Here is a 20,571-nt window from a genome sequence, read left to right on the forward strand (position 1 = left end):
TCACCTATGGCTCTATTAATAGCTTCCACTAATCTAGCTGATTATTTAAGTAACTTACCAACAAAAATGCCACGTTAATACGTGGCATTTTTAGTAGAGTGAGTTTATTAATAAACTTACTTTACTAAGCTTAAAGTGTTAGCCCTAATTTTTTGAATTCTTTCTCTACCACTGAGTTAGGCAAAGGAATATAGCCATCTTTTTCAACTATTTTTTGACCTGACTTAGATAAAATCAGCTTCAAAAACTCAGCTTCCATTGGTGCTAATGGTTTATTAGGGTGTTTATTTACATAAATATATAAGTAACGAGATAATGGGTATTTACCTGAAACCGCATTCTCCATCGTCGCTTCAATAAATTCACTGCCTTTTTTAGCTAAAGGTAGTGCTCTTACGCCTGATGTTCTATAACCAATACCTGAATACCCAATACCGTTAAGTGATGCCGAAACAGACTGTACTACAGAAGCTGAGCCAGGTTGTTCATTAACATTATTTTTAAAGTCACCTTTACATAGTGCTTTCTTTTTAAAATATCCGTATGTACCTGATACTGAGTTACGACCATACAATTGAATATCTTTGCCAACCCAAGCACCAGTTAAATCTAAATCTCCCCAGCGTTCAACACTCTCATTTAAACCACATTTACGATTATTTGAAAAAATGGCATCAACTTGTGCTATCGACAAACCTTCTAATGGATTGTCTTTATGTACAAAAACTGCCAGAGCATCAATGGCAACTCTGACGCGAGTTGGCTTGTAACCGTAACGCTTTTGAAATGCCTCTATTTCTCGCGACTTCATTTTACGACTCATTGGGCCTAAGTTTGATGTAGCCTCAGTTAAGGCTGGTGGCGCAGTAGATGATCCAGCCGCTTGAATCTGTATATTTACATTTGGATATATACGTTTAAAGTCTTCTGCCCAAAAAGTCATCATATTCGCTAATGTGTCAGAGCCAACCGATGATACATTGCCAGAAATACCGCTTACTTTTTTATATTCAGGTAAAGCTTCATCTAATGCCGCTGCTGATAAACTTACGCTACTTGCTAATGTCATTGCTGCCAAATTCATTGCCGTAAATATTTTCTTTAAACCCATGGTTATCTCCAATAAGAATTTTCTATGTCTTGATTAACAACACTATAAGAACTTTATGTGACAATTATATTTAAACAATATGACACTAATATGACGAGATGTTGTTTTTATAATAAATAGACGAGTAACTTAGTGCTGGTTGGCTTTAAGTTACTCTTAAGTAAAAACGATACTGAACGGCATGCTCAGCATTAAGAATAGGTAATATAGTTACTTGGTTTTATTAGTAGCGGTAAGTGTACTAGGATCAAAAAAAATCGTAAATTCACTACCTTGTCCCCAATGACTATTAATCACCAACTCTGCTTGATGATGGTGTAAAACATGTTTAACTATCGCAAGGCCTAAACCTGAGCCACCGGTATCTCGAGAGCGAGATCGATCAATACGATAAAAGCGCTCTGTTAGTCGGTTTAAGTGCTCTGGCTTTATCCCATCGCCATTATCTTTCACTGAAAATTTCGCTTTATTACCCTCTTTTTCCCAACTGACCGCTATTTCTCCATGAGGAGGCGTATAGGCAATAGCGTTAGATAATAAATTAGAACATGCGCTTTTAAGCTCGGTTTCGATTCCCATAACGGCAACATCAGTCGCTATATTTAACGTGATTTTATGCTGCTTTTCTTGATTAAGCCATTTAGCATCATCCACGAGCGTACTAATTAAATACGCCATATTAACTGGCTGCTTCTCATCATCATTATTATTTTCAACTTTAGACAAGTTAAGCAACTGTTCAACAAGTCGGTCCATTCGAGATACTTGCCCCTCAATGGTTGAAAACGCTTTTTGCCAATGTGCGTCAAAGTCCTCTTCCGATGACTGGATCATTTCTACATAACCACGTACAACTGTCAGCGGCGTTTTCAGTTCGTGTGATACATTAGCAACAAAATCACGACGCATCTGCTCTAAGCGATGAATATTTGAAATATCTCGAGCAAGTAACAAAACGTTTTCACTGCCATAAGCCATTAAACGAATTTCTAATTGCACTTCACCATTTACAGGAGAAACAACTAAACAAGGGGAATCAAAAGACTCCTTACTTAAGTAATCAGCAAATTCAGGCGCCCGTAATAAATTATCAATACGTTGCCCAAAATCGCTTGGCCAACGAACTCCCAAAATTCTTTGGGCTTTTTTGTTAGCCCACTCAATAGTTAACTCTTGTGTCAACATGAGAGCTGCATCAGGCAATGCTTCAGCACCATCACGAAAACGGCGTATTTTTTCATTTTGTTGTTTTTGTTTAGCTCTTTGTTGCCTAATTTGTCGGTATAAGCCGTCATAAATAATGCCCCATATCCCTTGAGATTGCGGAGGAGAAATAGCCTTTGACTGCCACAGCCAATTAATCAGTTTAAAGAGGTGATGGTAATGCCATGTTAATACAAAGACAGTTGCCAATAGCATTACCAGTAAAGTATGCCCAATAAGATAACCAAGAGCGGCACTAATAATAAAGAGATAAATTAGTCGTAAAACAATACGACGCATAGATAAACGGAAATACATAGTTGCCTAAAGGTTATCTTATTGAGTGAAAGTAAAACAGCGTTGTGAATTACAACTACGCTGTTTTAGTGAGCTTTCCAGAAAAGCGATAACCAGCACCACGTACCGTTTGAATAAAGTCTTCATGACCATTACCTGAAATGGCTTTTCTTAAGCGTCTAATATGCACATCAACGGTACGATCTTCAACATAAACATTAGTCCCCCAAACATTATCAAGTAATTGTTCACGGGAATAAACTCGCTCAGTGTGTGTCATAAAGAAGTGCAATAAACGAAATTCAGTTGGTCCTAAGTCTAAATGCTCATCATTAATTGCAACGCGATGAGCAACGGGGTCTAGCTTCAAACCATGAAACTCAACATCTTCCTCTAATGAGGTTGGGGATACACGACGAATTACCGCTTTAATACGCGCAATAAGCTCTTTCGGTGAAAAAGGCTTAGTAATATAATCGTCAATTCCCGCTTCAAACCCTGCAACTTTATCATCTTCATCTGCTCGCGCGGTCAACATAATAATAGGAATATTACGGGTGTACTCACTTTGTTTTAATTTTTTAGCTAATTTTACGCCTGTCCCCCCTGGCAGCATCCAATCGAGTAAAATTAGATCTGGGTAGGGCTCATTTACTTTCTGTAAGGCTTGGTCAATGTCACACGCCTCAATCGCATTAAAACCATTTTGTTCAAGCACAAAAGTGATCATTTCCCTGATCGGGGTTTCATCTTCCACAACTAAAATTTGACGACTCATATACACATCCTGATAAATATTACCGTACGAGTAAGTTGGCTATACTTTAATATGTTTAGTATAACTGGTCTAACCCGTTAACATAATAACTTGGTAGTAGCTTAGTAATAACATTGTGCAAAAACTAGATGACACTTTTATGACAAAAGTAAAACTTTATGCTTTCTAGCAAAAATTAAATTTCTACTCGCCCGTAAAATATAAAAATCGTTAATAACAATGTTATTAACGATTCAAATAAACAAAGATCTCATACTTACATCAGTATCATTAAAACTTTTGTTCCATTCCTATTGCGAAATATGTTCCTTCCTCCGCCAGTACATAAGTAAAGCCATCATCGGCAAGGTAATTGTTCCCTTCCCTATCTGTGTACCAAGCATAAATTTTAGTATTTTTACCTAGTTTATAATCTGCTCCCACACTAATAGAGTCTGCGCCAGCAAATTCCTGATACTCTACTTTCGCCAGAACTTTACCTAATTTGTACGAGGCATTCACGGCATAACCGTTTTCAGCCTTACCTGTTGAGCCAACCTCACTATCAACAAACATAGCACCAAAGCGCATATCGCCCAATTGATACATACCTGTAATACGCGTATTCGCTAATGCCTCTGTTGACTTTGTACCATCTGTACGTTTAAAGCCAACGGGCATATTTTCATCGTGGGCAATTGATAAAAAGAAATCATCTTTTTTCAAGTTAAGATCACCAAAAAAAACACCAACTGAATAAGGGTCATCAGCATCACGATCATCTGAAATAATATAACTCGTTAAAAACTGCAGCTTACTAAAAACGGGTGACTTATAAGTAATTGCATCGGATACTCTATTTTCACCAATAAACAAATGCTTTAAGTCCCCCTCATAGTCATTGAATAAATCAAACTTACCTTGTGACACTTTCAACGCGGTATCAGAACGACCTACGGTTAACTCACCAAAGTTCCCTCTAATACCAACCCATTGGTTTCTTGCCGTTAAGGTATCTTTATCATCATCATTAACATTCACTTGCCATTCTAATAGATAAATAGCGGTTAGGCCGTGATCTAATGTGTACTGCCCCTTTACACCAACTCGCGAGGCATTACTTTTCATTTCATTAAAAGAGTCATCACCTTCTTCTGTTGCCTGAATAGAAATATTTAACTTACCGTAAAAATCAATGATCTCTTCTTCTTGTTCTTTTTCAGCTGCAATTGCCGAAAGAGAGAGAGCTGAGCTCATCGCTAATACCATATACTTTTTTAATAATTTCATACGCTATACCTTAATTATACTAACTATTTTACTTGTTGACTCATCAAATATTAAGTAAAGATGACTAATTAATAATGATTTTATGACTGTTTCATTACAGTAATATGACACGGCATTAATTAATCTTATTGCACATCTAAAAATAGAGACATAAATTATCGCTATCAATATGTTTTCAATAACATTTGGATCAAGTACAGTGGTTACTTAAAGAATTTTAGACCATTGTTTTTATTTTCGCGCATTATTAATGAAAACTAGCTAAAATTAGTACAACTTAAATGAGATCAGAGAAGTAAGTAAACTCAATGAAAGTAACTAGCATTTCGAGAAAATTATTAACCCGAGTTTTATCGGTCTATTTTGTCTTAACGGTCAGCGTTACTGGCATTCAAATTATTGCTGAATACTTTAATACAAAAAGCCATATCAACAGCGAGCTATTAACACTACAAAAAACCATTAGTGGTAGCTTAACTCGCGCGGTTTGGGAGCTTAATACTCAACAAGCAATTGATATCTCTGAAGGGTTAATTGCAATCCCAATGATTAAAGGGATCACGGTTACCGATGAGTCTAATAATATTATTACTCAGCTAGGTGAAATACTGCCTGAAAACACCCCGTCTGAAAATGGTGATAGCGAAGTAAAAAATGAACATCAAAGTATTAACTCACTAAGCCAAGGTTTATTTGGTCATTCATTTCCTTTAATATTTGAATTTTCAGGTAGAACCACAACCGTTGGTACCGTAACGCTATTATCGAGTAACCACGTTATTTTTAGTCGTATTGAGGTAGGTATTTACTTTTTAATTGGTAATGCCATGCTTAAAACAGCCTTTCTCGTTTTTTTATTTTTATTAGCATTCAATAAATTTTTAACTGAACCTTTGCAAGAGCTTACAGAACAAATAAAGCAACTTGATATTAACGACCCTGAAGTATCAAAGCTACATACAATGAATTATGAAAAAAACGAGTTAAATATTCTTGAAGATGCTTATAACAACCTTATTGATGAATTAATCGACTTTAAAGATAAACTTGCTCTATCACAACGTGAAACCAATACCGCTAATGATAAACTTGATGAACAAAATTTGTTGCTAGAGCAAGAAGTCGCTAAAAAGACCTCATCATTAAGTAGTATGATGCTGAAAATGGAACGGCAACAAAAAGAAATGTTTCAACAGCAAGAGCAACTACAAGCTGAAAATACACGCCGTAGTAAAACCGAAAGTACCTTAATGTTAACTAACAATGAGTTAAAAAACTCAATTACAGAGCTAAGTAAAGCACAGGATCGGCTACTTGAGTCTGAAAAAATGGCATCGCTAGGGTTATTAAGCGCTGAAGTATCACATGAAATTAACACGCCTATCGGCGTAAGTATTACCTCGGCAAGCTGCTTATTAGATTTGATACATAAGCTAGAAAAAGAAACTCAGGCAAAAACTATATCAAAACGTTCAATTGAAGGCTTTATTGAGCAGGCGAATAATAGCACTGAGCTATTATTAGGTAACTTACATCGAGCCTCAGACCTCATTGCCAGCTTTAAGCAAGTTGCCGTTGATCAAGCCAACGATAAAGTTAGACTGGTTAATATGGCAAAGTATATTGATGAAATAATTCAATCCATACACCCTAAACTAAAGAAAACTCAGCACACCATTGATATACAGTGCGACAAGTCTATAGAATTATATAGCCACCCTGGTGCAATAGCACAAATCATTATTAACTTAATAATGAACTCAATACTTCATGGTCTAGAGCATATTGAGCATGGAAAAATAGTTATCGCGGTTAATTTAAATGAACAACGACTCTCTATTGATTACCAAGACAATGGCTGTGGAGTACCCGAAGAAAAATTACCGCAACTATTTGATGCATTTTACACAACTAAAGCAGAGTCAGGTGGTACAGGTTTAGGTACTCATATTATTAAAAATCTTGTTCTTAATACACTTAATGGCACTATAACGGCTAAAAACCTAACCAGCGGCGGATTACATTATCATATTGAATTACCTGATATGCGCTACTCGTAATTATCATCGACTCCCATAGGCATTATGGCAAAAGTAATGCCTGAAAAATATTTTTCAGGTATGATATTCGCCAAAATGTCTTTTCATTCCCTAGGAATTATATATGTGGTTTAAAAACCTATACTTTTTTGCATTCACTCGCCCATTTGAATGGTCTGAGCAAGATTTAGAAAAGCACTTATCAGAACACCTATTCACACCATTAGGGTCAACTGAAATAGCGCACTTTGGTTGGGTAAATGCCTTAGGAAAACATGGTGACTCAGTACTACATCATGCTAACGGTAACTTCTTGATTTGCGCACGTAAAGAAGAGAAAATTTTACCTGCCCCCGTTATTAAAGATATGGTAGAAGAAAAAGTAAACCTATTAGAACAAGAACAAGGCCGCGGTGCTACCAAGAAAGAAAAAGAGCAATTTAAAGAAGATATTATTTTTGAACTTTTACCTCGAGCTTTTTCACGTATTACCGACACGCATGCTTATATAAGTCCTGCGAATAATATTATCGTTATTAATTCTAGCTCTCGCGGTAAAGCTGAAGATTTATTAGCTTTATTAAGAAAAGTATTAGGTACACTGCCAGTAACAAGCTTTCAACCTGAAATAGGTGTTGATGAAACCATGACTGATTGGTTAACTGAGCGTAATCTAGGTGCTAATTTTCAATTAGGAATGGAAGCTGAATTTAATGCATTAGGTGATGATGGCGCTGTAGTACGTGTTAAAAACCAAGACTTAACCAGCGATGAAATAAATGCCCATTTAGATGCTGATAAATACGTTGTTAAAGTGTCTTTAGAATGGGACGAGTCATTATCATTTATTTTATGTGACGATTTAGCCGTTAAGCGCCTTAAGTTTTACGATGTACTACAAGAGCAAAATGATGATATCGATAGCGATGACATACTTGCAAAACTTGACGCAGACTTTGCTCTAATGTCAGGAGAGCTAAACCGCTTTATTACGGATTTGCTTGCTGAGTTCTCATTAAAAACGACTGACTATTTAGATAAAGATTAGTTATTGCTAAATTGTTGCTGAGTTATTAAAAAAGGGAAGTTATGACTTCCCTTTTACTTATTCGTTACCTTGACTCAATCCAATTCATTTTAACTCAGCCGTAGATTAACGCTTACTCATTAAGTAAACATCGTTTTCACTTCAGCGCACATAGCTGAAAATTCATCACACTGCATATAGTCAATCTCAGGTAAAATCCCCTTTTTAGTATAATTCGCAAGTAATGCTTCTTTCGTTGTTTCGTTTTTGAATACGTCATGGTAAATAGCACCAGCACGAATAAAGTCTAAATAATGAACTTCGTTTGGTAAAATGGTTAAATCACTCCAGCTTTCCGCAAGTAACGTAAACTCATCAGAAAACCCCCAAGCCCTTGTAATAGCTCCGCCTATTCTCCCAGACAATTTAATGATCGCTTGTTGTAAAAACGTTGGATTAGCAAAAACATCAGGATGATTTTCAGCTTCGGTTAAAATAGGTAAAACACCAATATTATGAACTAACGCGGCAAGAGTTATTGTATCTAAGCTTAATGAAGTACGTTTATTCTCTTTTAAATATAATGTCATAAGACTAATGGCAACCGATGCGATATCAATCGTTTTTGCCCACGATTTTTTCATATACAGCTTTACAATATCATTATCTGACACAAAAACTTGCTCTAACGCCATTGCTGTAGCAATACTTTTAATTTGTTGTAAACCGATACGAGTTACTGCTTGAGGCACCGTTTCAACCTTAACGCTTCGTCCTAAAATGGCACTATTAGCGACTTTGAGCATCCCTAAAGATAACGCAGGATCTTGTGCGATAATATCACTCATCTGACTTAAATTAATTTCAGGATCATCTGCTGCAGCTCTGACTTTTAAGGCGACTTCAGGTAATGTCGGTAAGACTAAAGTATCTTGATTAATTTTTTCCGTTAAAATTGTATATAAAGCATTTGATGCTGCCATGAATTCACCTTTATTTTTATTATCCTTACTTTTAAAAGTAGCACAAAATAATGTAATCCTAGTTTTTTTTTATAATATTTTTCAACTAAATAAGGCAATGTTCTATAAGGTCTTTATTAACCTACTTGGGGTATTGAGGGCCTTACTAAAACATTGATCTAGATCATCACATCGTCGCCTTTAAATTGTTGCCAACCGCTATTACCAGTATAATTCGCGCCCTACTTTTCCTCCTCACTATTATTAACGAGTTACGCAATGATGAAACCAGAGCTTCTGTCCCCTGCGGGTAGCCTTAAAAATATGCGCTATGCTTTTGCTTATGGTGCTGATGCTGTTTATGCAGGACAACCTCGTTACTCTTTAAGGGTGCGTAATAACGAGTTTACTCTACCGAATATTCAAATAGGTATTAATGAAGCGCATGCATTAGGGAAAAAGTTTTATCTTGTTAATAATATAGCGCCACATAACGGAAAATTAAAAACCTTCTTAAAAGATATCGCACCAATAATTGCCATGAAGCCTGACGCCTTAATTATGTCAGATCCAGGCTTAATTATGCTGGTGCGAGAAAATTTTCCCGATATGCCTATTCACCTCTCTGTACAAGCTAATGCGGTTAACTGGGCAACGGTTAAGTTTTGGCAGCAACAAGGGGTTGAGCGGGTTATATTGTCGCGTGAACTATCACTCGATGAAATAGAAGATATTCGCATACACTGCCCCGAAATGGAAATAGAGGTATTTGTTCACGGTGCATTATGTATGGCCTACTCGGGTCGCTGTTTACTATCTGGTTATATTAATAAACGAGATCCTAACCAAGGCACTTGTACTAATTCATGTCGCTGGAAGTACGATACCCACGAAGCTAAAGAAACTGAAACAGGTGATATTATCGCTTGCTCCCCAGCCAACGAAATAGAAACAAGTATTAACGATGTTGGTATTTACCTTCCTTCGAACAAAATAGAAACAACTCAAAATAACCCAATAGATGATATTGTTTTATTACAAGAGCAAGGTAGGCCTGGCGAATATATGCCGGCTTTTGAAGATGAGCACGGCACCTACATCATGAACTCTAAAGATTTACGTGCAGTTGAACATGTACAACGATTAGTCAATATGGGAGTACACTCGCTTAAAATTGAAGGACGTACTAAGTCTTTTTATTATTGTGCAAGAACAGCACAGGTATACGCACAGGCAATTAACGACGCCATGACAAATAAACCCTTTAACCCTAAATTAAATAACGATTTAGAGCACCTAGCTCACCGCGGCTATACCGAAGGTTTTCTTAAGCGTCATCGCCATGGTGATACTCAAAATTATGATTATGGTTATTCAAAAAGTGATACGCAGCAATTTGTTGGTGAAGTCATAGGACGAAACCAGACAACAGGTTTAGTTGAAATTGATGTGAAGAATAAGTTCTTAGTTGGCGATAAGCTTGAACTAATGACTCCCACAGGTAATCATACATTTACATTAAGCCATATGCTTAATGCAAAAAATAACGAAGTTATAACAGATGCTAAAGGCTCGGGGCATAAAGTACTAATTGCCCTTGAATGCTCTATTGATTTATCTTTTGCAATTATTATGCGCTACTTATCAGAAAAAGGAACAACAAGGCAGCCTTTCCAACAACCGGATTAAATGACTATTACTTTACTAAATCAATCACTAACTCAGTCAAATAGTGGCGTAAGAGAAAGCTATGGCATTAAAAATATTAAATACCTGTATTAATTGCGATATGTGTGAGCCAGAGTGTCCTAATGAAGCGATTACATTAGGTGCAGAAATTTATGAAATAAATAGTGATAGCTGCACTGAGTGTGTTGGTCATTATGATGCACCAACTTGTGTTAATGTTTGTCCAATAGATAGTGTTAAGCCTGATGAAAACCACAGAGAAACACACTCTCAATTACTCAATAAATTTATCAACTTGTATAATATGATTGAGTAGCGCTTAGCTTAATGAGTAACTCGCTACAAAAACGCCAATTAATGATTAATTGGCGTTTTTGTACTAAACATTAATTCCCCTAAAAATACATTAACGCGTAGGTAAGTCTATATCCGCAAGTAATTCATCTACTTCGGTATTATTTTTTAATAGCATGGCACGGGTAACAATATCTTTAGTTAAGTGTGGTGCAAAGCGTTCAATAAAATCATACATGTAGCCACGTAAAAAGCTTCCGCGTCTAAAGCCTATCTTAGTAGTGCTAGCCTTAAATAAGTGACTCGCATCAATGGCGACTAAATCACTATCAATGCGCGGGTCAATTGCCATCGATGCAATTACGCCAACGCCAACCCCCAAACGCACATAAGTTTTTATAACATCAGCATCAGTTGCCGTAAACGCAATTTTAGGTGTTGCCCCTTCCGCCTCAAAAGCAGCATCTAACTCTGAACGACCAGTAAAACCAAAAACGTAAGTCACTAACGAATACTTAGCTATGTCACTAATCGTGATATTTTGTTTTTTAGCAAGCGGATGATCAGCCTTAACAATGATACTTCTATTCCAGTAGTAACATGGCAGCATCACTAAATCGTTATATAAATGTAGAGACTCCGTTGCAATAGCAAAGTCAGCTTCACCTTTAGCTGCAGCATCACTGATTTGTGCAGGCGTTCCTTGTGACATTTGCAAAGACACTTTATTGTACTTTTTAACAAAACCTTGAATAACTTCAGGTAGAGCATACCTTGCTTGAGTATGCGTTGTGGCTATACGTAGCTTACCTTCATCGGGTTGAGTGTGCTCACGAGCAACGGCTTTAATCCCTTCAACCTTTGACAGTATTTCCGTTGCAATATTAATAACTTCTTGTCCCGCAGAGGTAACATGAGTTAAATGCTTACCACTTCGGCCAAAAATTTGAATACCTAATTCATCTTCAAGCATCCTTACTTGTTTAGATATCCCCGGTTGGGAAGTATACAAAGCCTCAGCAGTGGCTGAAACATTAAGGTTATTATTTAATACTTCGACAATATAACGCAGTTGTTGTAATTTCATAAACAGGACTTAATTTACACGGTTTCTTATATCAAAATAATATACTTAATCGAGCATTTATTCCATAACCTTTTTGCTTTTTTGTAAATAAATTTCAACACTTACAAATAAAACCACTAATAACTTTTTCGTATTAGTTATATTTCACTATACTTTACTCATTTACAGGAATAATTTAGCAAAATGACAACTAGCTCTATGCTAAACAAAGCATTTTTTGTAGACTGCATAAAACGATTTATTTTACTTCACCAGTAAAACCAAGAGAACTTTACATGATAGCTATTATTATTGGTCTAATCATCGCCTTAATTATTTTTGTTGTAGTGGTTAGCTCTATTCAACAACATAAAGAAAAGCTTGAAACAGAAAAGCGTATTAAGGTTGCAAAACAAAAAGCAATTATCGATGAAAGTGAAGAATTGATATTGAATTTAGCCAACCTACCTAGTAACCCTAATATAATTAAAATATTAAATAAGCGTAGTTTGAATGCGGCTAAAGCAATGCAACAATTAATGCCTGACGTAAAAGGCATTAAAAATAGAGTGCAAGAACTCAAATCACGATTAACGGCCTCGGAAGAGTTAGCAAATCAGCCTCCTAGTGAAGAGGCTTTTGTCTTACCGGATAATGAGCAACAACTTGTTGGCATATTACAGTGCATCAAAAAAATTCGTGCGGTATTAAAGTCTGAGCAAGCTAAAGGTGCATTAGATGCTCAAACCTTTACTCAAGAAGAGCAGCGTTTGGCTGCGATGCAGTTAAAAATTAATATAGAAAGCTTAGTTAAACGCGGCAACCAAGCCTACAGTAAAGAAATGCTTGGCTCAGCAAGACAGTATTTTGAAAAAGCACTGCAGAGTTTGGCAAATAGTCCGATAAAAACAGAATACGTTACAACTAAGCAAGAGGAAGTTACTCAACAGCTTGAAGAAATTACTAGTGCCTTGAAAAATACCAATGCAAAAGATGCCGCTAAAAAAGCTAAGAATGAAGAAGACGAGCTTGATATGCTGTTTCAGCCAAAAAAGAAGTGGTAGCTATTTATTACAATACTTTACTTAAAACCAGCAGATGCTGGTTTTTTTATTTTGAAATATATAACCCGAGTTCAGATTAGATAGGGAATATTGTGGACGTAGATAAAACCATTGCTTTACCCTCATTTTTACGACGAACCTTGAGAGCATATGCACTCAAGGCCATGATTAGAGAGCAAGGCTGTGTATTACAACGCCAAGGTAGGTCTAGAAATTGGTTACTTACCGCAAACACCGAACAGCTGCATAATATCGTTAACTTCATTGAATCGGAAAATGAAGCGAGTTGGCTATGGTTAGCTAAACATTTAAAGCAACAATACCAGCAACTCAATCACGCTAGCTTAATGGCTTTGGCCGCACGTCAAAACATCAATACGGTAACTAAGTTAATCGCCTTAACAGACTGCACGCTTGCTCAAGCAAGAAGGGTAATAGATGAGCTAGAAGGATTAGATTAAGTAAAAGTGTACTTTAATTTTAACTTATTAACTTATTAACTTATTAACTTATTAACTTATTTACTTATTAACTATAAAGAATTGATTATAAAAAAACCGTTACAACCTCATTGCAACGGTTTTTTTGTTAAGCACTTTAAAAAGTATTAATCTTTACTTTTCGTTGCTGTTTTTTTAGCTGGTGCTTTTTTAGTAGCGGTTTTCTTTACCGCAGCTTTCTTCTTAGCAGGCTTCTTTTTAGGAATATCTTCAACCCACTTGCCGTCTATATACTTCGCAGTCCAACCGGTTGCTTTAGCCTTACCATCAACCTCTAGCTCAGTCATAACATACTGCTCTTTGGTTTTTCGACTATAACGAACAACCGCTAAGTTGCCTTCATGATCTTGCTCAGGTGCATCCGCTAAATAATAAAACTTCTCTGAAATTCTATCTTTAAAGCGCTTCAATTCAGCAACTTTAGGTGCCCTAGTTTCACGAGATCTCGGAAAGGTATGAGCTGCCAAGAAAATACCCGCCGCACCATCACGTAATACAAAATACGCTTCAGATTTTTCACACTCGAGCTCTGGTAGATGAACAGGATCTTCTTTTGGCGGCGCGGCTTCACCATTAGCTAACAGCTTACGCGTATTTTTACACTCGCTATTAGTACAGTCAAAGTACTTGCCAAAACGACCTGACTTTAACTCCATTGGCGACTCACAACGGTCACAATCTAGAATTGGACCGTCATAGCCTTTAATCTTAAATTCACCTTTTTCAACTTCAATGCCGTCACAAAGAGGGTTATTACCACAAACATGCAGTTTACGTGTTTCATCAATCAAGTAGCTATCCATGGCGGTATTACACTTTTTACAGCGATGCATAGCGCGCAGAGCTTCGGTTTCTTGATCTTCCGCTAAAACGCTAACAGCCTCTTCACCTGACGTTAGGTTCATGGTGGTAGTACAACGCTCTTTAGGTGGTAAAGCATAACCTGAACAGCCTAGGAAAACCCCCGTTGTAGCTGTTCTGATGCCCATTTTTCTACCGCACGTTGGACAATCAATATCCGTTAATACCGGATCATTAGTTGGCATACCACCATCTTCAACTCCAGTATCAGCAAGCGCTAACTTTTTAGTGAAACTCTTATAGAAATCATCTAATACACTTTTCCAATTAAGTTTATTTTCGGCAATGCCATCAAGCTCTTGTTCCATGTTTGCCGTAAAGTCGTAACTCATTAACTTTTCAAAACTGGTTGAAAGGCTATCGGTAACAATTTCACCCATTTTTTCTGCATAAAAGCGTTTTTTATCTAAACGAACATAACCTCGATCTTGAATCGTTGAGATAATAGATGCGTAGGTTGATGGGCGACCAATAGAGCGTTTTTCTAACTCTTTTACCAATGAAGCTTCACCATAACGTGCAGGTGGCTTAGTAAAGTGTTGAGTAGGCTCTAGCTTGTCGAGAATAATTTTTTCGCCAACTTGTAAGTCAGGTAAGTGTTTATCATCACCTTTACTTAATTGAGGGTGAACTTTTGTCCAACCATCGAATTGCATCACTCGGCCTTTCGCTTTTAATTCAAACTGCGCGGCACCAATAGTTAATGTACTCACAGTATAACGCGCAGCAGTCATTTGACAGGCAACAAATTGACGCCAAATTAACTCATAGAGTTTTTTCGCATCTGGTTCAATTCCTTCAAGTAAAGCGGCCTCAAGTTTAACATTAGATGGACGAATAGCTTCATGAGCCTCTTGCGCGCCCGCTTTAGAACCATAAGTTTTCGGTTTTTCTGGCAAGTAGTCGTCACCAAAACTGTTACTAATAAAATTACGACACATTTCTACAGCATCTTTACTTAAATTAGTTGAGTCGGTACGCATATAAGTAATGTGACCAGCTTCATACAAACGCTGCGCTAAACCCATAGTACGCTTAACGCCATAACCGAGTTTAGTACTGGCGGCTTGTTGTAGTGTTGAAGTAATAAAAGGAGCTGACGGCGTGCTTTTAGAAGGTCGGTCTTCGCGCTTAGTTACCGAATAATCGGCAGGCTGTAAAACCGCTAATGCTTTATTGGTGTCCGCTTCATTAGTTGGCTTAAACGCTTTACCGTTTTCATGGGTAACATCAAGCGCTAAAACTTCGCCTGTACTCGCATGAGTATCAGCGCTAATTTCCCAAAATTCTTTAGGATCAAACGCTTTAATTTCTCGCTCTTTTTCAACAACCAGTTTTACTGCAACAGATTGCACGCGCCCAGCAGATAAACCACGCGCTACTTTTTTCCATAATAGCGGGCTTACCATAAAGCCAACAACGCGATCTAAAAATCGTCGAGCTTGTTGTGCGTTAACCCCAGGCATACTTAACTCACCCGGTGTAGCAAAAGCTTGTTGAATAGAGCTTTCGGTTATTTCGTTAAAAACTACGCGGCGAAACTTATCATCACTACCGCCAATAATTTCTTTTAAATGCCAAGCAATCGCCTCTCCCTCGCGATCCAAATCGGTTGCGAGATAGATAGTGTCAGCACTTTCGGCAAGTTTTTTTAACTCAGTTACGACCTTTTCTTTACCGGGTAATATTTGATAATTAGCTGCCCAATTATTTTCTGGATCAATACCCATACGGTTAACAAGTGCTTGTTTATCGCGTTTAGCTTTATATTTGGCTTTTGCTTCAGGTGCCATTTTGCGCACCTCAGCAGGCGACTTAGCGGCAACCTTTTTGCCGGTGCTGCTGTGAGGTAAATCACGTACGTGACCCACACTCGACTTTACAATAAAGTCTTTACCTAAGTATTTGTTAATTGTTTTCGCTTTGGCTGGCGATTCGACAATAACTAATGATTTTGCCATAAAAATTTTTAATCCTACGATAAAGACAATTTTTTTTATTGTCTTTTTATTCAAATACTAAATTAAGTTAAAAAAGTGCGAGCTTCTTTATAATGACTTAGCTAGCAATAAAAAAAACAATAAAATATGAAAAAAACAAACGCATAACTATTTATAGGTATATCTATAAATATGCAAGCTGACAAGTAATTCTTTTTATATAAAGCTCATCTTGAGCTGACGCTATTCACCCATTTGCTCATTTTAGCTATAATAAGGCTTTATTTACTATCTAATGACAAATAATCAGATTTAGCCTATTTTTAGCGGCAATCATAATAGACTTTACCGAAAAACATAAGGGCTGATCGTGAAAAAGAGTAAATATAATAATTCACAGGCAGTCGTCACTTAATTCATTAATACCAAGTGGATTAATTAATTGACCAACTTTAGAGCGACATTAGCAAGCTTAGAACAAACGAAATGAGTTAAACATAGTTACGCTATATTTCATTCATTTTGTGCTGTTACTCGCTTGCTGATGAACTACCAAAGGGTGATTTAAAAAGGCCTACATGCTGCGTTATTGGTTGTGACAAGGGAGTAACCATTCTCTTCAATCAATGCCTTGCCTCTAAGCCTTTTAACTCTCACTAAATGAGCAATTAATTGGTCTGGTTGGTATAACTTATTAAAACAACACAATTTAACCATCGGGATAACCAATGAGTACACTTACTTCAAACTTTCAACACAAGTTAGAACAATGCCTATGCCCTCCGGGAAATGGCGTTTTTACGGTTAATACCGCTAAAGAGCGTAAAGAGCAACTACACCAAACTATTTTCGGTCAAACCGCTAATATTGATGATTTATGGAAAGCCTATTTACATGAACTACCTAAGGCTCCAAAAGCAGTTATTTTAGGTGTTGCCTCAGACTGTGGTGGCGGCATTTTACGTGGCGCTAACTGGGGACCACTATTTTTACGTTCAAGTTTATTAACACAATATCCAGAGTTGACGGCTTTTGACTTAGGTGATGTAAGAGTTATTCCGCACTTATTAAGCGATAAATACCTCAACGAAAGCACGCTAGCAAACTGTAGAAAAGCGCTATATCACAATGAAAATAGCGAATACTGCGTTAGCCCGCTAAGCATTACTGAAGATGTATTACATGACTTTTATGCTGAATTTCCTGACAAAGGTATTTTTGGTATTGGTGGTGATCACAGCGTAAGTTACCCACTCACTAAAGCCTATTTACAAGCAAAGAAAAAACAAGGAAAACGTGCCGCTATTATTCACTTTGATGCTCATACAGACTTACTCGTTGAGCGTTTAGGTATCGACTTATGTTTTGGCTCTTGGTGTACTCACATATTAGATGATTTACATGAGCGCCATCATTTAATACAAGTAGGCATTCGCTCAAGCGGCAAGCCGAAAAGCCACTGGGAAGGCACTTTTGGCGTAAGACAACACTGGGCTGATGAAATCAAAGCACAAGGTATTAACCAAACCATTGACAATATTTTGGCGCAGTTAGCCAATGAAAAAATTGATGAGCTTTACGTAAGTTTTGACATTGATGCCATTGATGATAGCTTTGCCAGCGCCACTGGTACACCAGAACCAGGTGGATTGATGCCTACAGAGACAATGCAAATACTTAAAGCTCTTGCGGCAAGGTACCCTATTACGGGCGCAGACATGATGGAAATAGCCCCATTTACCGATAGCTCAGGGCAAGGTGAAATAGGACGTGATAAAACTTTACAAGTTGGCGCTGAAATTTCTGCGTTTCTACTTAAAGAGATGTCGAAGTAACTTTTAATAACCCCTATCAAGAGAAGTTAGAGCAATGGGTAGGTCAATTGCCAGATTACAGATAAAAGGCAATAGAGTTTAATAACAGAAGAGTTAAGTATTATTTGAATTCGTTTAACTTGAGTTCGCTTTATAACAAGTAAGAGTTTACTTGAACCATTGAACAAGAAATGAAAAAGGCTCCTATTGGAGCCTTTTTAGCTAATTTAAGCATAATTATGCTTAATTATGAACCATCAAGATTAGGGTCTTGCGATATATTCAACTCACAGGTATTAAGTAAACCAAAAGGTCCACGCAGACCAATGCCTTGAGTAGGTGGTGAAACCTTTTCCTGATTCACATCCTCAGCAAATACCGGTAAATTAAAAATGGTTTGTACCGAGCTTTCACTACCATTTACTTTGGTTGAGGCTATTAACTTAACATCAAGCCATTCACCGTAACTTTGAGCATAGGTAATTCGAACCACTGCTCGACCATCTTCATCAGTAGTAATATTACCTTGCGCTGAAACAACATTACCCGGCGTTAACCTACCATTATTATTAGTATCTTCACCAACATCTAAAATACCATCAAGGTTCAGATCTTCATTACTGCATTGTTTAGGTCGTAAATTAAAGCTTGTTCTTGGTGGGTTTACACCAACAGAAACTTCTAAATCATCGGCACCAAAAGGCACCCAGCGTATGAAGTCATCACCATCGTATACAGGATACCAATAGCCTTTATAATATTTATGCGGTATTGCAGAGATGGTTAAGTCAATATCTTTTACTGGATTAGAGTCTGCATCAGTGACAAACACTGAGTATTCTTTAACATAAGAGGTAGTATCAAGCTCTTCAATTTCGTTACCGGTACCTAGTGAAATAAATAACTCTCTATCGGCAACAGTTAATTCAACAGAGTCCGTCACATTAGTATTGTCTACGGTCGCCGTAATAACAATAGAGTTTTGTTTAGAAACCGTTTTAGAGGTATAAACTGTTGATGCCATACCATTACTGTCAGTAACGGCGCTATCAGGAAAAATTTCACCGCCACTAGTATCGGTTAATACAAAGCCTACCTTCTTGTTTTTAACTAAGTTGCCTGACGGGTCTCTAACAACAACGGAGATAGTTGAGGTTTGTCCATTAGGACCAATTGATTTAGGAAAGGCTTGTGCAATCATAGTATCTGCAGTATCTGCCACAAACTCAAACTCTAACTGATTAGTTAACTCTATTGCGCCATTTTCACCAATAAATGTGACTAATGACTTACCGGCATTTAGTGAAGTTAAGGTAGCCGTTACTTTACCATTAACTGTTGTTGCAGAGTTTGTCGTTAATGTACCGCGTGTAGTACTAAATTTAACTACTGTGCCATCTGGTACCGGTACGAGCTTACTTTGTGCATCAAGGTGGTTCCAAGTTAATGTTACTGAAGCCGTTTTAGAAAGTAATACATCTGGAACTTCGCTTACTTCTGGGTTAACACTGCTTGTACCATTACTAAAGCTCGAGAATAAAAACGAATCCGATTGAATACTGACTTTTTTACTAGCCATTGCCCCTAATGCACTAGCGACAATAGTGTTACTACCGCCAGCAGTACCTTTTACAGTAATATTTGCTTGACCTGTATTATCGGTTGTTACGCTTGTAGGTAAATCGATATTAGTTGTACTGTCTATCAATGATAAGTTAACAAGTGTATTAGCAATACCATCACCGTCAGAATCTAAGACTTTAATTACGTAGGTATTATCATCACCGATTGCTAATGACGATGAGCCTGTTAAAGAAACTGTAGTACCTACAACTTCAACCTCAATAACATCTGATACCGAGCCACTTTTAACTTCAACCGTAATAATTCTATTTTCAGGCTCCGCTAATGTACTCAACTTCATCGTCAGCTTACCATCAGGCCCTGTCACAGTAGAACTATCACCATTATCATCGAAAACTTTTTCCAAAGAACCTGAGTCTGCAGAAAACCTAATATTTACACCTTCAAGTAAAAGCTTTTCAGAATCTTTCGCTAAGGCAGTAAGGGTAATCTCTTGTGCACCACTTGACGCAAGTTGTGTTGAACTAGCAAACAAAGTAATACTATCAGCTACTGGGTCACCTACTGAACCACCAGCGCCGCCACCAACACTATCAAAAGCAATTTCAACTGGGGCAACGTCTTCATCATTAATTGAAACCGTTACATTAATACCACCCGTTAGGTTAGTCGCTTTAACCATCATAGTTGCAACACCGCTACTATCGGTTGATTTAGTGCCTGCTGAATTTTCAAGTACCGCTAACGTCTCATCACTTAACTCAAAGGTAACTAATTTACTAGCAACCGCTTCTGTTCCTTGCATTACAGTCGCCGTTAACGTGATATCATTATCACCTGAAAGATCACCGTCTGATTTACTTATTGCAATAGTTATCGTTTCGAGATCAGGGGAAGTAGTACCACCACCATCATTACCACCAGTAAGATCTCCATCACCACCGCCACAAGCTACCAAGGTCATTAAAGACATCAGTAGTAGGCTAAAACTCAACTTTCGAAGTCGCTGCATAAATGCATCCTCTGTTTATTTCTATTAGTATTATTCCCCCATATTAACTGATAAATAACAA

General features: G+C 37.3%; 15 protein-coding genes. 7 read left to right on the plus strand and 8 right to left on the minus strand.

Annotated features, from left to right (window positions below; all coding sequences use genetic code 11):
* Positions 1–130: 130 nt before the first annotated feature.
* From KO495_RS00985 to KO495_RS01000, 4 genes are all read right to left on the minus strand, one after another.
* Positions 131–1,111, minus strand: a complete 981-nt coding sequence (locus tag KO495_RS00985; protein WP_215978531.1) for a phosphate ABC transporter substrate-binding protein PstS family protein — start codon at positions 1,109–1,111, stop codon at positions 131–133.
* A gap of 210 nt (positions 1,112–1,321) precedes the next feature.
* A complete protein-coding gene (phoR, locus tag KO495_RS00990) occupies positions 1,322–2,632 on the minus strand; it encodes a phosphate regulon sensor histidine kinase PhoR (protein WP_215978532.1) in 1,311 nt (436 codons plus the stop codon).
* 55 nt (positions 2,633–2,687) lie between these two features.
* Positions 2,688–3,389, minus strand: a complete 702-nt coding sequence (gene phoB / locus KO495_RS00995; protein WP_215978533.1) for a phosphate regulon transcriptional regulator PhoB — start codon at positions 3,387–3,389, stop codon at positions 2,688–2,690.
* Positions 3,390–3,659: 270 nt separating this feature from the next.
* Positions 3,660–4,658 carry a porin gene (locus tag KO495_RS01000; protein WP_215978534.1) on the minus strand — a complete coding sequence of 333 codons (999 nt, stop codon included), beginning with the start codon at positions 4,656–4,658 and terminating at the stop codon, positions 3,660–3,662.
* Positions 4,659–4,966: 308 nt separating this feature from the next.
* On the opposite strand from KO495_RS01000, the gene KO495_RS01005 reads away from it, so the two are divergent.
* Complete coding sequence (locus KO495_RS01005) at positions 4,967–6,718, plus strand: ATP-binding protein (RefSeq protein WP_215978535.1); 1,752 nt, start codon at positions 4,967–4,969, stop codon at positions 6,716–6,718.
* A gap of 103 nt (positions 6,719–6,821) precedes the next feature.
* A complete protein-coding gene (gene rdgC, locus KO495_RS01010) occupies positions 6,822–7,745 on the plus strand; it encodes a recombination-associated protein RdgC (RefSeq protein ID WP_215978536.1) in 924 nt (307 codons plus the stop codon).
* Positions 7,746–7,864: 119 nt separating this feature from the next.
* Here the strand turns inward: rdgC and KO495_RS01015 are convergent, their stop codons facing one another.
* A complete protein-coding gene (locus tag KO495_RS01015) occupies positions 7,865–8,707 on the minus strand; it encodes an HDOD domain-containing protein (RefSeq protein ID WP_215978537.1) in 843 nt (280 codons plus the stop codon).
* 258 nt (positions 8,708–8,965) lie between these two features.
* Here KO495_RS01015 and yegQ point away from each other — a divergent pair, with 258 nt between their 5' ends.
* A complete protein-coding gene (gene yegQ / locus KO495_RS01020; RefSeq protein ID WP_215978538.1) occupies positions 8,966–10,375 on the plus strand; it encodes a tRNA 5-hydroxyuridine modification protein YegQ in 1,410 nt (469 codons plus the stop codon).
* Positions 10,376–10,436: 61 nt separating this feature from the next.
* Positions 10,437–10,691, plus strand: a complete 255-nt coding sequence (locus KO495_RS01025; protein WP_215978539.1) for a YfhL family 4Fe-4S dicluster ferredoxin — start codon at positions 10,437–10,439, stop codon at positions 10,689–10,691.
* A 90-nt stretch (positions 10,692–10,781) separates the two neighbouring features.
* Here the strand turns inward: KO495_RS01025 and cysB are convergent, their stop codons facing one another.
* A complete protein-coding gene (gene cysB, locus KO495_RS01030; protein ID WP_215978540.1) occupies positions 10,782–11,756 on the minus strand; it encodes an HTH-type transcriptional regulator CysB in 975 nt (324 codons plus the stop codon).
* A gap of 275 nt (positions 11,757–12,031) precedes the next feature.
* On the opposite strand from cysB, the gene KO495_RS01035 reads away from it, so the two are divergent.
* Together KO495_RS01035 and KO495_RS01040 are read left to right on the plus strand one after the other, a co-directional pair.
* Positions 12,032–12,799, plus strand: a complete 768-nt coding sequence (locus KO495_RS01035) for a hypothetical protein (protein WP_215978541.1) — start codon at positions 12,032–12,034, stop codon at positions 12,797–12,799.
* Between the two features lie 92 nt (positions 12,800–12,891).
* On the plus strand, positions 12,892–13,260 hold the full coding sequence (locus tag KO495_RS01040; RefSeq protein WP_215978542.1) for a ribosome recycling factor family protein: 369 nt from the start codon (positions 12,892–12,894) through the stop codon (positions 13,258–13,260).
* Positions 13,261–13,406: 146 nt separating this feature from the next.
* On the opposite strand, the gene topA is transcribed toward KO495_RS01040, so the two are convergent.
* A complete protein-coding gene (gene topA, locus KO495_RS01045; protein ID WP_215978543.1) occupies positions 13,407–16,121 on the minus strand; it encodes a type I DNA topoisomerase in 2,715 nt (904 codons plus the stop codon).
* Positions 16,122–16,828: 707 nt separating this feature from the next.
* On the opposite strand from topA, the gene KO495_RS01050 reads away from it, so the two are divergent.
* The gene (locus KO495_RS01050; protein WP_215978544.1) at positions 16,829–17,935 is read left to right on the plus strand and encodes an arginase family protein; all 1,107 of its coding nucleotides are present in this window, start codon (positions 16,829–16,831) and stop codon (positions 17,933–17,935) included.
* Between the two features lie 226 nt (positions 17,936–18,161).
* Here KO495_RS01050 and KO495_RS01055 read toward each other — a convergent pair whose 3' ends face one another.
* Positions 18,162–20,510: an Ig-like domain-containing protein gene (locus tag KO495_RS01055; protein ID WP_215978545.1), complete on the minus strand. Its 2,349-nt coding sequence runs from the start codon at positions 20,508–20,510 to the stop codon at positions 18,162–18,164.
* Between the last annotated feature and the right edge of the window lie 61 nt (positions 20,511–20,571).

Origin of the sequence: Colwellia sp. D2M02 (assembly GCF_018860755.1) — a bacterium.
Classification (GTDB): domain Bacteria; phylum Pseudomonadota; class Gammaproteobacteria; order Enterobacterales; family Alteromonadaceae; genus Colwellia; species Colwellia asteriadis.